Source organism: Streptomyces sp. NBC_00252 (assembly GCF_036187565.1).
In the GTDB taxonomy this organism is placed as follows: domain Bacteria; phylum Actinomycetota; class Actinomycetes; order Streptomycetales; family Streptomycetaceae; genus Streptomyces.
Map to the genome: position 1 here is coordinate 5,135,096 of NZ_CP108087.1, position 14,262 is coordinate 5,149,357.

Here is a 14,262-nt window from a genome sequence, read left to right on the forward strand (position 1 = left end):
CGCGGTCGGAAAGGTGCGGTAACAGGGAGGAAGCGTCTCGTGAGCAGCAGGCCATCCCGAGGCGCTGCTCGCCTCGCAGCCATACTCGACGCGCTCCCGGACGCGTTGGTCCTGGTCAACGCCAACGGAACCGTCGTCAACGCGAACACCATCGCGCTGGAGGCCTTCGAGGCACCGGGCACCGCGCTCGTCGGGCGCGGACTGCTGGACCTGCTGCCGGAGTTCGACTCCCGGCTCATCCCCGGGTCCATGCGCCGCCCCGACTCGATGGACCCGCGCGGCCGGACCAAGCCCACCCGCATGACCGCCCGCCGCACCGACGGCTCCGAGTTCCCCGTCGAGGTCACCAGCGCCAACCTCGAGGACGGCCAGCAGGCCTACGACGGCTACGGCTACACCTCCGACGAACTCCTGATGCTCGTCGTGCGCGATCTCTCCGGGACCGTGGACACCGAGGCCGAACTGGCCCGCTCCCAGCGGCAGACCGAGATGATCCTGCGCGCGGCCGCCGAGGGCGTCGTAGGAACGGACACCGACGGGCGGGTCGTGCTCGTCAATCCGGCCGCCGCGCAGATCCTCGGGTACCGGGCCAGCGATCTCGGCGGCAAGGAACTGCACACGCTCGTGCTGCACTCGCGGGCGGACGGGTCGCCGTTCCCCTACGCGGAGTCGCCGCTCGCCGACACCCTGCGGTCCGGGCGCAAGCACCGGGTGCGCGGGCAGGTGCTGTTCGCGAAGAACGGGGACCGGGTCTCCGTCGACCTCACCACCGCGCCCGTGCGCGACGGCGACCAACTCGTCGGCGCCGTCATGACGTTCACCGACCGGCGGCCCTACGACTCGCTCGCCGAGGAGAAGGAGGCCGCCGACAAGCTGCACCGGGACGAGCTGGAGCGGCTCGACGAGGAGCACGCGTCCGAGCTGACCTCGCTGCGCCAGAAGCACATCACCGAGCTGGAGGAGCTCCAGGAGCGGCACGAGGAGGAACTCGCGGCGAACGAGGAGCGGTACGCCGCCCTCGGCGAGCGCGAGAAGGACCGCTTCGAGGAGCTGGCCGGACGGCACGAGCAACTTCTCACGCTGCTCGGACGGTCGTTGCGCGGCCCCCTCGACGAACTGCGCCGCGAACTGGCCGCGTTGGCCGCCGACGACGCCGGGCAGCTGTGGCCCGAGGCCAACCAGGTCCTCCATCACCTCTCGGCCGGTTACTCGCGCATCACCCAGCTCATCGACAACGTGCTCGGGTACCAGCGGCTGGAGACCGGCGACGGGGAACTCGCCCGTACGAAAGTGATGTTGGACGCGGTGGTCGCGGCCGGTGTCGACGGGGCCGTGGAACTGATCGGGCCCGGGCGGGTGCAGTTCGCCGTGCACGCGCCGCCCATCGAGGCCGAGGTCGACCCGGTGCTCCTCGCGACCGCGCTCGCGCATCTCGTCGCGGATGTCGCGGGCGTCGACGCGACCGGCAACTCGCCCATGTCGGCGGGCGGTTACATGGACAACACGGTCGTCGTGGCGGCGGCGCAGCGCGGTGAGGTCGTACGGATCGAGGTGCGCGGGCCGTATGCCGGGGGAGACCCGGTGCACGAGCCGATCGTGCGCGGGATCGTGCGGGCGCACGGCGGGGTGCTCCAGACGCACGACGTGCCCGGGATGAGCGGCAGCGCGTACGTCCTGGAGGTGCCGATCGGCGGCGGGGCGGGCGCGATGGCCGCTCCGGCCGCGGCCGGCGGGGCCGAACTCGCCCTGCCCGAGCAGGCGTCCGGCACCAGCGGTCGGCGCCGGGCCCGGCGGCCCTCCGTGGACGCGTTCCTGGAGAGCGAGGTGCCGGGTCCCGACGACTCCGCCGGGGGCGGCGAGGCCGCGGTGCCGACCGGGCGGCGCAGGCGGCGCGCGGGCGACGAGTCGGCGGCTGCCGTGGAGGCGGGCGGCGAGGGTGCGTCCGGCGGCACCGGGCGGCGGCGCGGGCGCGCGGCCGACGGTGACGAGAGCGGATCCGAGGGTGTCTCCGAGGGCGCTGTGATGACGGCGGCGGAGCACGCCGCCGGGACCGCGGCCTCCGGTAACGGTCTTGGCGGCACGGTGTCGCCGCGAGGCGTGCCGGTGGGCGGCGAACGGCAGGCGCTGCCGGCGGCGTTGCCCGCGGGCGGCTCCGCCGATGAAGCCGGTGGCCCCGAGGGCTCAGGCGAGTCCGGTGGCGAGGACGGGCAGCCGACCGGGCGTCGTAGGCGGGCGCTGGCCGCCGCGGCCGAGCGGGCCGCCGCGCAGGAGGCGGGGGCACGAACCGTGTTCGCGTTGCCGCCGGCCGACGCCGACCGGACGCCGGACGTACCGGCGGCCACGGCTGCGCAGGCGCCGGGGGTTCCGGTCGTGCCGGGGCAGGTTCCCGGTGGGCACCCTGCCGATGACGGGCGGCACGATGCCGTTCCGGTCGATCAGAGCGCCGATCACACTCCGCCCCAGCCGCATCCCGCGAGTGCGCCGACCGGGCGGCGGCGTAGGGCAGTTGCCCAGCCGCAGCCTCAACAGCAGGCGCAGGTCGGGGAGTCCGGTGTCGAGGTGCAGGGGCAGGGGCAGCCCGGTGCGGTGGTTCCGGCGCAGGGTACGGCCGGGCAGGGGGTGCCGGCGCAGGTCGGTGCCGGGCAGCAACAGGGCGTAGGACAGCAGGGAGTCGGGCAGGTGGCCGGGCAGCCCGGTGCCGCCGTGCAGCTCGCTCCCGCGCAGAATCCCGGCGCTCCGGGGCAGGCGCAGACGGGTCAGCCGTTGCCGCTTCCGGCGGAGGCGGTGCCCGGGCAGGGCATCCCGGCTCAGGGCGTGCCGCCGCAGGGCAACCCCGGTCAGCCGGTCGCGCCGCAGGGGATCCAGGGCCAGCCGGTCGCTCCGCAGGGCATCCCGGGTCAGGGCATCCCTGGGCAGGCGGTCCCCGGGGCGCCCGGTCAGCCGATTCCGCCGCAGGGTGTTCCCGGTCAGGCCGTACCCGCACAGGGGCTTCCGGCTCAGGGGCAACCCGTGTCCCCGCACGGCATTCCCGGTCAAGTCGCGCCCGTTCAGGGGCAGTCCGGGCAGCCGGTGCCACCGCAGGCGCTCCCGGCCGCACAGCCGGCACCGGGCGCGGGTACGCCCGGCGCGGCTCCGGCCGCCGTGGTGGCGAACGGCGCCGAGGCGGCCGTAGCGCCGAACGCGGAGGCGAATCCGCACACTCCCGCGGCCGGTACTCCCCACGCTCCGCAGGCGCGGGCCGCTCAGCCGTTGCCTGCCGAGGCTGTCGCGCCCATCGATCCCAACTCCACTCAGGGGCGGGCGATCAGTGTGCGGACGCTGGGGCAGGGGGTGCCGTTCACGCGGCAGGCGGCTCAGGTGCAGCAGCCGACCGCGACTCCGCCGCCGCATCAGCCGGGTGGCGGCGGTCGGCGACGGAAGCTGGGGACGCGGCCCGAACCCGCCGGTGGGGCGGGGGAGCAGGGCGGGCGGACGCATCCGCAGGGTGAGCAGGCGCAGCCGTCCATGGCCGGGCAGTCGCGGCTCGCGCAGATGACCGAGGGCGCCGGACGGTCGTACGCCATAGGAGCACCGGACGAGAACGCGGCCGAGGGGCCGGAGCCGTTGGACGGTCCCGGTGGGGCCGTCGAGATCGCGGACACACCCAGGCCGCAGCCGCTCGACGACGAGCTGCCCCCCGAGCCGCTCGACAATCCACGCAGGCTGCTCGTGTGGCCCGCGCCGGACGTGACGACCACGCAGGCGCTGAGCGACCGCGGATACCGGCCCGTCATCGTGCACTCGCGCGAGGAGGTCGACGCGCAGATCGCCGCGTTCCCGGCGGCGCTGTTCGTGGACCCGTTGACCGGGCCGATCACGCGGACGGCGTTGCAGTCGCTGCGGCAGGCGGCGGTCGCTGCCGAGGTGCCGGTGCTGGTGACGGCCGGGCTCGGACAGGCGACGCGGGAGGCGGCCTACGGTGCCGATCCCGCCGTTCTGCTGAAGGCGCTCGCGCCGCGGGACAGCGAGCAGCATCCGCCGCGCGTGCTGCTGATCGAGGAGCACGCGGAGATCGCGCTGGCGCTGACGGCGACGCTGGAGCGGCGCGGGATGCAGGTGGCCCGGGCCGCGAGTGACGCCGACGCGGTCACGCTGGCTGGGCAGTTGAGGCCGAACCTGGTCGTGATGGATCTGCTCCAGGTGCACAAGCGGCGGGCCGGGATCGTCGACTGGCTGCGCGCGAACGGCCAGCTCAACCGCACCCCGCTCGTCGTGTACACGGCCGCGGTGGACCAGGCGGATCTGCCGCGGCTCGCCTCGGGGGAGACCGTGCTCTTCCTCGCGGAGCGGTCGACGAGCTCGGAGGTCCAGTCGCGGATCGTGGATCTGCTGGCACGGATCGGTACCAACTAGCCCCGGAAATGGACCACTTCGCCAAGCAGCCCGGAAACAGGGCTACTTGGCGACCAGGCGCCGCGCCGCCTCCTTGATGGACTCGCGGAGGCGGTCGCCGTCCGTGTCGTCCGCGCCGATCAGGACGCGGCGCATCTGCGGTACGACGACACCCCAGTTGGCCATCGCGACCAGCAGGAAGAGCAGGTCGCGGGCCGGGATCGCGTCGCTCACGACGCCCCGGTCCTGGCCGTCCTGGAGCGCGGCGACCTTGAGCGCGTAGTGCTCCTGGCGCTCGGCCTCGTCGGGCAGTTCGGCGGTGCCGTACTCCAGGCCCTCCCAGAAGAGGAGGCGGAGGAGTTCGGGGTGGGCCGCGTGGTAGTCCATGAGCCGGTCGATCCAGCCCTCGATGTCGTCCGGGTCGACGGGCAGCGCGACGGCGAGGTCGAGCATGGACCGGCCGAGGACCTGGGTGAACAGCTCCGCCTTGTTGCCGAAGTAGGCGTAGATCAGCTGCTTGTTCGCCTTGGCCTCGGCTGCGATGCGGTCGATGCGGGCGCCCGCGATGCCGTGCCGGGCGAACTCGGCGACCGCCGACTCGAAGATCCGGGCCTTGGTGGCCTCGGGGTCTCTGACTGCCATGGGGCCAGGGTACTCGGCGAGGGGTCGTAACCAACTGGTTGGTTGACAGGGAATTCCGGGAGATCGCATGCTGTTGGAGCTGCCAACCAACCAGTTAGTTGCTAGAGCTGGCTCGAAGGAGTCCTCCCGCTCATGTCCTCCGCAACCACGGCTCAGCCGGTGCATCCGGTGCAGGTCCCGACGGGAACGCCGGTGCCCACGGCCGCCGACCGCCTCTTCCTCGTCCTCATCGCCGTCTGTACCGCCGTGACGGCCGCCAACATCTATCTCGCGGGCCCGCTGCTCCCCCTCATCGCGCACGACTTCGGCTCGACCCCGTCCGCCGTGGCGTGGATCGCGTCGGTCGCGCAGTTCGGCTACGCCACCGGCCTCCTCTTCTTCGCCCCGCTCGGCGACCGCGTGAACCGGCGCCCCCTGGTCGCCGCGCTCTCCGTCGCCACCACGGCGGCCCTGCTCGCCGGTGCCGCGGCCCCCGGCACGGCCGCCCTCGCGGTCGCCGTGTTCGTCGCGGCGGCGGCGACCGTCGTACCGCAGCTCCTCGTCCCGCTGGTCGCCGAACGCGCCCCCGCGCACCACCGCGCCCGCCATGTCGCGGCGGTCATAGCGGGCCTGTTCACCGGAATCGTGGCCGCGCGGGTCGTCGGCAGCCTGGTCGGCCAGGCCTACGGCTGGCGGGTCGTCTTCATCGGCTCGGCCGCCCTGACCCTCGCCCTCGGCCTTGCCACCGCGTACGTCCTCCCGTCCGAGAGGCGGCGCGGCTCCGGCCCCCTGTTCGCCGGCCTCGCGGCGCTGCCCGGCCTGGTCCGCACCTCCCCCGACCTGTGGCGCGCGTGCCTGCGCCAGGCGGGCATGTTCGGCGCGTGGAGCGCCCTGTGGACGACCCTGGCCCTGCTCCTGACCGGCACGACCGGCGGTTCCTACGGCTTCTCGACCGCGACGGCCGGCTTGTTCGGGCTCTTCGGGCTGGCCGCCAGCGCGGTGGCTCCGCTCGCGGGCGGGTTCGTCGACCGGTTCGGGGCGGGGAAGGTCGTACGGTCCGCGTATGTGCTCGCGGCCGTGTCCGTACCGCTGTTCTGGCTCGGCGGGCACGTCCTGTGGGCCCTGTTCGTCGCCGCGATCGTGATCCACGCGGCCCTGGTCGCCTCCCACGTCGCCAACCAGACCCTCGCCCTGACCACCACCGCGACCCCGGCGACGGCCAACACGGCGTACGTCGTCGCGGGCTTCGCCGGCGGCGCCATCGCCTCGGCACTGGCGGGACCGGCGTTCAGCCACTGGGGCTGGGGCGGGGTGTGTGTGGTGGCGGGGGTGTGGCTCGTGATCGGGTGGGGGGCTACGGCGATGCGGGGTGCGCGGGGGTGAGGTCGTCGGGTGGGCGGGGGTGAGGTTGTCGCTGGGCGGTGGTGCGGTTGTCGCTGGGCGCGGGTGGTTCTTCGGCTGGGCGCCGGTGGGGCCGTCGGCTGCGCGGCGGTGGGTTCATCGGCTGAGCGCCGGTGGGGTTGTCGGCTGCACGCCGGTGGATTCATCGGCTGGGCGCCGGTGAGGTCGTCGCTGGCCCAGGTGGTTATTCGGCCGGGCACCGGTGAGGTCGTCGGCTGCGCGGCGGTAGGTTCATCGGCTGGGAGCCGGTGGGGTCGTCGGCTGCACGCCGGTGGATTTATCGGCTGGGCGCCGGTGAGGTCGTCGCTGGCGCCGGTGGTTCTTCGGCCGGGCACCGGTGGGGTCGTCGCTGGCGCCGGTGGTTCTTCGGCTGGGAGCCGGTGAGGTCGTCGGCTGCGCGGCGGTGAGACCTTCGGCTGCAAGGTGGTGGGTTCTTCTTCTACGACGATGACGTGGCCGTACACCGGGCAGGGGCCGTGGGGCGCCCTGCCCGGCGGATCGGCGTGACCGGCGTGACCGGCGTGATCAGCCTGATGGGCGTGAACCTGTACGCGGGGTCAGAGCTGGGTGACGTCCAGGTCGCCGTCTGCGTAGCGCCTGCGCAGTACCTTCTTGTCGAACTTGCCGACGCTGGTCTTCGGGACGGACTCGATGATCGTCCAGCGTTCGGGAAGCTGCCACTTGGCGATCTTCCCCTCCTCGGCGAGGAACGCGCGCAGGGAGGTGAAGTCAGCGGTGGACCCCTCGCGGAGGACCACGGTCGCCAGCGGCCGCTCGCCCCACTTCTCGTCCGGTACGGCGACCACCGCGGCCTCGGTGACGTCCGGGTGGGACATCAGGGCGTTCTCCAGGTCGACGGAGGAGATCCACTCGCCGCCGGACTTGATGACGTCCTTGGCACGGTCGGTGAGGGTGAGGAAACCGTCGGGGGAGATGGTGCCGACGTCACCCGTCTTGAGCCAGCCGTCCTCGCTGAACTTGTCGGCGGGGCGCAGGGGTTCGGCGTCGGGGCCGTTGTAGTACGCGCCGGCGATCCACGGTCCGCGCACCTCCAGCTCGCCCGCCGACTCGCCGTCCCAGGGCAGCCGTTCGCCGCCGGGGCCGGACAGCCGGGCCTCGACGCTCGCCGGGAAACGGCCCTGAGTCAGCCGGTACTCCCACTCCCGGTCGGTGCCGACCGCCTCGGCCGGCGGACGCGAGACCGTGCCGAGCGGGGAGGTCTCGGTCATGCCCCAGGCGTGGCAGACCCGCATGCCGAGCTCGTCGAAGGCGGCCATGAGCGCGGGCGGGCAGGCCGAACCGCCGATGGTGACCTGGGTGAGGGAGGAGACATCGCGGGGCCGGGCGGTGAGTTCGCCGAGGAGACCCTGCCAGATGGTGGGGACGGCCGCCGCGTGCGTGGGGCGCTGGGTCTCGATCATCTCGGCCAGCGGGGCGGGCTGCAGGAAGCGGTCCGGCATCAGCATGTTCACGCCGGTCATGAAGGTGGCGTGCGGCAACCCCCACGCGTTGACGTGGAACTGGGGCACGACGACCAGCGAGGTGTCCTGGTCCGTGAGCCCCATCGACTGGGTCATGTTGACCTGCATGGAATGCAGGTAGATCGAACGGTGGCTGAACACCACGCCCTTGGGGTCGCCCGTGGTGCCGGAGGTGTAACACATCGCGGCGGCCTGACGTTCGTCCAGCTCGGGCCAGTCGTACGTGGTCGGCTTGCCGGCGATGAGGTCCTCGTACTCGTGCACACGGACGTCGACGCCGTCGAGAGGCGTGCGATCACCCGGCCCGGACACGACGACGTGCTCGACCGTCTTGAGGTGGGGCAGGAGCGGCGCGAGCAACGGGACCAGGGAACCGTTGACGATGATCACCCGGTCCGCCGCGTGATGGACGATCCACGCCAGTTGCTCCGCCGGCAGACGGAGGTTGAGCGTGTGCAGCACCGCGCCCATGGCGGGGATCGCGAAGTACGCCTCGACGTGGACGGCGTTGTTCCACATGAGCGTCGCCGTACGCTCCCCGTCCACGACCCCGAGATCCTCCCGGAGCGCGTGCGCCAGCTGAGCCGACCGGTCACCGATCTCCTTGAAGGAACGGCGCTCCGGCTCCCCCTCACCGGTCCAGCTGATCACCTGCGATGTTCCATGAACCGTGGACCCGTGGGTCAGGATCCTGGAGATCAGCAGCGGTACGTCCTGCATCGTGCTCAGCACGGCGTCCTCCCGGGGCGACATTGCCTACGCGGTAGTAAGGGTTGCGCTGATTCTGCGCACATACCGCACGGTATGTCACTAGGGCTGGGCGATCGATCACGTCACGTTGGGTGGGTTGGGGGTGGGGGTCGCCCTGGTGGGGGCTGGGGGGGGACGCCCTGGTGGGGGCTGGGTTTGGTGGGGACTGGGTTTCGTGGCGGCTGGGCTGGGGGGACGCGGGGGTTGGTGCTGCTCTCGCACCGCGTCCGGCCCGGGGCCTCACGCAGCTGGGTCCGGCGCCCCGCCTTCAACCAGGGCCCGCTACCGCACCACGCCCAGCTCAGGGTCCTCACGCAGCTTGCCCAGCGCTCGCGACACCGCCGACTTCACCGTGCCCACGGACACCCCGAGGACCTCGGCCGTCTGGACCTCGCTGAGGTCCTCGTAGTACCTCAGGACCACCATCGCCCGCTGCCGCTCCGGCAACTTCGCGATCGCCCGCCACATCGCGTCGTGCAACGCCTGCTGCTCGGCGGGGTCCTCCGCGCCGCCGACCGTCTCCGGCTCGGGCAACTCGTCGCACGCGAACTCGTCCACCTTGCGCTTACGCCACTGCGAGGTCCGCGTGTTCAGCAGCGCCCGGCGCACATAACCGTCCAGCGCCCGGTGGTCCTCGATCCGCTCCCAGGCGACATACGTCTTGGTCAACGCGGTCTGCAGCAGATCCTCGGCGTCGCACGGGTTCGCCGTCAGCGACCGCGCGGTGCGCAGCAGCACCGGCTGCCTGGCCCTCATGTACGACGCGAACGACGGGTACGTGAGCATCTGCCCCTGAGCCTGCCCCCGCCCGGCGTGCGGCTGAACGCCCTGAGGCTGGGAAGCCTGAGCGGCCTGGGCGGACTGGGCCTGGGTCTGGGCGGCCCGGGTCTGCGTGGCCCGTGCGGCGGCCCGCGAGGCAGGCCTTGCGGCCGGACCCGGGGCAGGCCGGGTCGAAGGCCGGGTGGTGGCTCCGGCGGCGGCCCTTGCGGAGGCGTTCGGCGCGCTGGTGCAGACTGCTGTGGTCATGGCTCCACGCTATGAGTGACCCCCACACTCGCGGATCGCCCGCAGGTCCCGAAGCGAACTCCGCCTCAGGTTGTAGGGGTGGGGCTGACTCCACCTCCTGAAGGTGGACGAGCGACTAACAGCTACTGCGGGTTTACCCCTGGGGGCTCACCCGTCCGAGGTAGGGGGTGTGGGGGCGTCGGGGTCGGTAAGGGTGGTTGGCGGTAGGGGTTCTTGAGGCAGCGGGGGTTGTGAGGACGTCCGGGGTCGTGAGGACGGCCGAGGTCGTGAGGGCGGCCGGGGTTGTGAGGGCGGCCGGGGTTGTGAGGACGTCCGGGGTTGTGAGTGCAGCCGGGGCTGTGGGGGTGCGGGAAGGCGCCGGGGTTGCGAGACGGGTAGGGGTTGTAGAGGTCACCGGGGTCGCGGGCCCGGTGGAAACCGCCGGGGCTACGGGCACGGTGGACGGCATCGAGGACGCCAGGCCTGTGAAAGTCACCGGGTCGCGAGGTCGGCACAGGCTGCCGCCAAGTCCGCCGGGGTCGCAGGCACCGTAGAAGCCACCCTCAAGCCGACCGGAACCGCTGCCGAACCGACCGGACTCACCGGCGCCGCAAGAGCGGGTGGGGCTGCGGCCGACCCAGCCGGGGTAGCCGGCGCCGGCGCCCCCAAACCGACCGGAGCTGCTGCTGAGGCACCCGAAGTCGCACGCACCCCCCGAACAACAGAAGCCGCCCCCAAACCACCCGGCGTCACAAGCCCCCAAGCTCCGTCAGCACCAACCCCGACGTAGGCACCCCCGTCCCCGCAGTCACCAGAACTCGCTCCGCCCCCGGTATCTGGTTCACGGCAGTGCCTCTCACCTGGCGGACGCCCTCCGCGATTCCGTTCATGCCGTGGAGGTACGCCTCCCCGAGCTGCCCCCCATGCGTGTTGATCGGCAAGCGTTCCTCCCCGACGAAATCCGCCGCCTCCCCCCTCCCGCAGAACCCGAACTCCTCCAGCTGCATCAGCACGAACGGCGTGAAGTGGTCGTACAGGATCGCCACGTCCATGTCCCCCGGCCCGCACCCCGCCGTCCGCCACAACTGCCGCGCGACCACGCCCATCTCCGGCAGGCCGCTCAGATCGTCCCGGTAGAAGCTGGTCATCTGCTCCTGCGCCCGCCCCGCACCCTGCGCCGCCGCCGCGATGACCGCGGGCGGACGCGGCAGGTCGCAGGCCCGCTCGACCGACGTGACGACGATCGCCTGGGCCCCGTCCGTCTCCTGACAGCAGTCCAGCAACCGCAACGGCTCCACGATCCACCGCGAGGCCGCGTGCTCGGCGAGCGTGATCGGTCTGCCGTGGAAGTACGCCGCCGGGTTCGTCGCCGCGTACTTCCGGTCCACCACCGCCACCCGCCCGAACACCTCCGGCGTCAGCCCGTACCTGTGCAGATACCGCTGCGCCGCCATCGCCACCCACGACGCCGGCGTCAGCAGCCCGAACGGCAGCGACCACCCCAGCGCCGCACCCTCCGCCGACGGCTCCCGGTGCGTCACCCCGGAGCCGAATCTCCGTCCCGACCGCTCGTTGAAGGCGCGGTAGCAGACCACCACCTCCGCGACCCCCGTCGCCACCGCCAGCGCCGCCTGCTGAACCGTCGCGCAGGCCGCGCCACCCCCGTAGTGCACCCGCGAGAAGAACGACAGCTCACCGATCCCGCACGCCTGGGCCACGGTGATCTCCGGGTTGGTGTCCATCGTGAACGTCACCATCCCGTCCACGTCCGCCGGCGTCAGCCCCGCGTCGTCCAACGCTGCCCGCACCGCCTCCACCGCCAGCCGCAACTCGCTGCGCCCCGAGTCCTTGGAGAACTCCGTCGCCCCGATCCCGACGATCGCCGCCCGCCCGCCGAGGGCGTCCCGCGTCCTCGCGCTCATCCGGCCTCCCCCGATGCAGCGGGTACGACAGGTGCGGTCGATGCGGTCGACGCGGTCGGCACGGTCACCGTCACGGTGCCGGTCACATGGCTGCCGATGCCGTTCGCCCCCAGTACCCGCACCGTCGCCGTGTCGCCGTCCACCTCCTCGACCCTGCCGGTCAACACCATCGTGTCGCCCGGGTAGTTGGGCGCCCCGAGCCGTATCGCCACCTTGCGGAGCGTGGCCCCCGGTCCGAAGTGGTCCGTGATGTACCGGCCGACCAGCCCGTTCGTCGTCAGGATGTTCATGAAGATGTCGGGCGAGCCCTTCCGCCGGGCCAACTCCGCGTCGTGATGCACATCCTGGTAGTCCCGGGACGCGATGGCACCGGCCACGATCAGGGTCCGGGTGATCTCGATCTCCAGCGGAGGCAGTTCGTCCCCCGGCTGCACGGACCTCACCGCCTTCGCGGACCGCACCGACTTCGCTTCCGCAGTCATCCCTCGCCCACCTCCCGCTCCTTCTCCTTTTCCTCCTCCTCGCTCACGATCAACTCCCCCAGTTCCTGGAGCACTTCACCCCCGCCACCCAGATACGCGTCCAACTGCCGCCCCCACAAAAAGTGCCGATGCACCGGATGGTCCAGATCGGCCCCCGCCCCGCCGTGCAGATGCTGACCCGTGTGGACGACACGCTGACCCGCCTCGGACGCCCACCAGGCGGCGGTCAGCGCATGCGTGGCGTACGGCAACCCCGCATCCCGTCGCCAGGCCGCCTCGTACGCCGTCACCCGCATCGCTTCGATGTCCATGTGCGCGTCGGCCGCCCGGAGTTGAACCGCCTGCCGCGTGGCCAACGGGCGCCCGAACTGCTCCCGGGCATTCACATGAGCCACAGCCCGGGCGAGCGACCCGGCCCCCACCCCGGCCTGCAACCCGGCGAAGGCAGTTCGCGCGGTGGCCAGAACGTCGGCGTAGGGAGAGGGAGTTGGGGTTGGGGTTGGAGGGCGAGAGTGGGACTGCTGGGCTTCGGCACCGTCGTCGACGCCCGCCGCACCGAGCCGTTCCGCCGGCGCCCCCTCCAGCGTCAACCGCCCCGCCGCCCAAGGCGCCGTCAACTCAACCGCCTCGACCCCCACGGCATCCGTGACCGGCGCCAACCACAACCCCTGCTGCTCGTCGGCAACAAGCACGTGCGTGGCATCCCGCAGCCAGGGCACAACGGGGACCGTCCCGCTCAACTCACCCTGTGCGAAAGCCCGTTGATCCCCGTCCCCGTCCCCATCCCCGTCACGCTCACCCCGTGCCGCCCGCGCCCGCGCACCCCCCTGGCCCGAAACCGCCCCGCACACCACCACCGAACCGTCCCCGATCCCCGGCAACAACCGCGTCCGCTGCTCAGGCGAACCATGCGCCGCCACCGCCAGCAGCCCGTACACACAGGTCGACGCGAAGGGCACCTGGGCCGTGGTCCGCCCCTGCTCCTCCAGGAGGAGAACGAGCCCGAGCAACCCCAACTCCTCGACGGCGCTCACCAGTCCGGCCGCACACAGGGCCTTCCACAACTCGGGGTCGCTCCCCGTCCCGGCCGCCGCGAGCCGCTCCGGTGTCGCGAGGTCGCCGAAGATCCGGGCCGCCAGATCACGCGCCGCCGCCTGCTCCTCCGTAGGCGTGAAGTCCATGTCAGCCCACCCCGCCCGCTCGGTCTTCCAGCACCCTGAAGACAGGGAGCACCAGCGGACCGCCCTCGTCGTCCCCGTCCGGTTCGTCGTACCGCCGGAATTCGAGCCGCACCGGCAGCCCGATGCGCACCTTGTCGTACGGCACCCCCACCACATTGCTCACGATCCGCACCCCCTCGGCCAGTTCGATCAGGCCGACCGCGTAGGGAGGGTCGAAGGCGGGGAACGGCGGGTGGTGCATCACCACGTACGAATAGACCGTGCCCTCGCCGCTCGCCTCGACCGTGTCCCAGTCCAGGCCGCCGCAGGCGTTGCAGCCCGGCAGCCAGGGGTGACGGAGTGTTCCGCAGTCCGTGCAGCGCTGGATGAGGAGTTGGTGGCGCTCCACGCCCTCCCAGAAGCCGGCGTTGTCCCGGTTGACGACGGGTCGGGGTCGCCGCGCGCGGGTTCCCTTCGGTGCCTCTTTCTGTCGTGCTGGGGCGTACTTGAGGATGCGGAAGCGGTGGGTGCCGACGAGGTCCTGGCCCACCCGGACGTCCGTGCGCGTCGTGACGAAGTATCCCGTGCCCAGCTTCGTCGTCTTGCGGTCCGACACCGACTCGATCACCGTGTCGAAGCCGACCTCGTCTCCCAGGCGCAGGGGCCGTAGATACTCCTGCTCGCAGTCGGTGGCGACCACGGACGTGCAGCCCGCCTCGTCGAGGAGGTCGAACAGCTCGTCATGGGCCCCCGCCCGTCCCGTGTGGCCGGAGAGGCCGCCCATCGTCCAGGCCTGGAGCATGGTGGGCGGGGCGATGGCGTCCGGGCCCGTGTACGCCGGGTCGGTGTCGCCCATGGCCTCGCACCAGTGCCGGATCATCGGCTCGTTGACGAGGTCCTTACCCTTGCCCGTCACAGACGCCGCCCGACCCTCGAACGCCTTGAGCCGCGCGCCCAGCTCATCACTCGCCCCCGACTCACCCTTCGCCGCGGCCTCCAGGCCCCCGCGCACCCGCGACTCGCCCGCCTCAGCCGCCCCCGACTCACCTGTCACCGGCGCCCCCGAGCC

9 protein-coding genes are annotated in these 14,262 nt (G+C 72.4%); 2 read left to right on the top strand and 7 right to left on the bottom strand.

Annotated elements, in window-relative coordinates; genetic code table 11:
- Positions 1–39: 39 nt before the first annotated feature.
- Positions 40–4,392 (top strand): PAS domain-containing protein, encoded by a 4,353-nt coding sequence (locus OHT77_RS22500; protein WP_328830314.1) that lies wholly within the window; start codon positions 40–42, stop codon positions 4,390–4,392.
- A gap of 42 nt (positions 4,393–4,434) precedes the next feature.
- Here the strand turns inward: OHT77_RS22500 and OHT77_RS22505 are convergent, their stop codons facing one another.
- Positions 4,435–5,013, bottom strand: coding sequence for a TetR family transcriptional regulator (locus OHT77_RS22505; RefSeq protein WP_328830315.1), 579 nt, complete (start codon positions 5,011–5,013; stop codon positions 4,435–4,437).
- Between the two features lie 132 nt (positions 5,014–5,145).
- On the opposite strand from OHT77_RS22505, the gene OHT77_RS22510 reads away from it, so the two are divergent.
- Positions 5,146–6,375 (top strand): MFS transporter, encoded by a 1,230-nt coding sequence (locus OHT77_RS22510; RefSeq protein ID WP_328830316.1) that lies wholly within the window; start codon positions 5,146–5,148, stop codon positions 6,373–6,375.
- A 575-nt stretch (positions 6,376–6,950) separates the two neighbouring features.
- On the opposite strand, the gene OHT77_RS22515 is transcribed toward OHT77_RS22510, so the two are convergent.
- From OHT77_RS22515 to OHT77_RS22540, 6 genes are all read right to left on the bottom strand, one after another.
- Positions 6,951–8,627, bottom strand: coding sequence for a long-chain fatty acid--CoA ligase (locus OHT77_RS22515; protein ID WP_328830317.1), 1,677 nt, complete (start codon positions 8,625–8,627; stop codon positions 6,951–6,953).
- A gap of 279 nt (positions 8,628–8,906) precedes the next feature.
- Positions 8,907–9,410 (bottom strand): SigE family RNA polymerase sigma factor, encoded by a 504-nt coding sequence (locus OHT77_RS22520; RefSeq protein ID WP_328834304.1) that lies wholly within the window; start codon positions 9,408–9,410, stop codon positions 8,907–8,909.
- A 968-nt stretch (positions 9,411–10,378) separates the two neighbouring features.
- Complete coding sequence (locus OHT77_RS22525) at positions 10,379–11,551, bottom strand: lipid-transfer protein (protein WP_328830318.1); 1,173 nt, start codon at positions 11,549–11,551, stop codon at positions 10,379–10,381.
- Positions 11,548–11,985 (bottom strand): MaoC family dehydratase, encoded by a 438-nt coding sequence (locus OHT77_RS22530; RefSeq protein ID WP_328834305.1) that lies wholly within the window; start codon positions 11,983–11,985, stop codon positions 11,548–11,550. The genes OHT77_RS22525 and OHT77_RS22530 overlap by 4 nt, the downstream gene beginning before the upstream one ends.
- 44 nt (positions 11,986–12,029) lie before the next feature.
- Positions 12,030–13,214: an acyl-CoA dehydrogenase family protein gene (locus OHT77_RS22535; RefSeq protein WP_328830319.1), complete on the bottom strand. Its 1,185-nt coding sequence runs from the start codon at positions 13,212–13,214 to the stop codon at positions 12,030–12,032.
- A 1-nt stretch (position 13,215) separates the two neighbouring features.
- The gene (locus OHT77_RS22540) at positions 13,216–14,193 is read right to left on the bottom strand and encodes a bifunctional MaoC family dehydratase N-terminal/OB-fold nucleic acid binding domain-containing protein (RefSeq protein WP_328834306.1); all 978 of its coding nucleotides are present in this window, start codon (positions 14,191–14,193) and stop codon (positions 13,216–13,218) included.
- Positions 14,194–14,262: the final 69 nt, after the last annotated feature.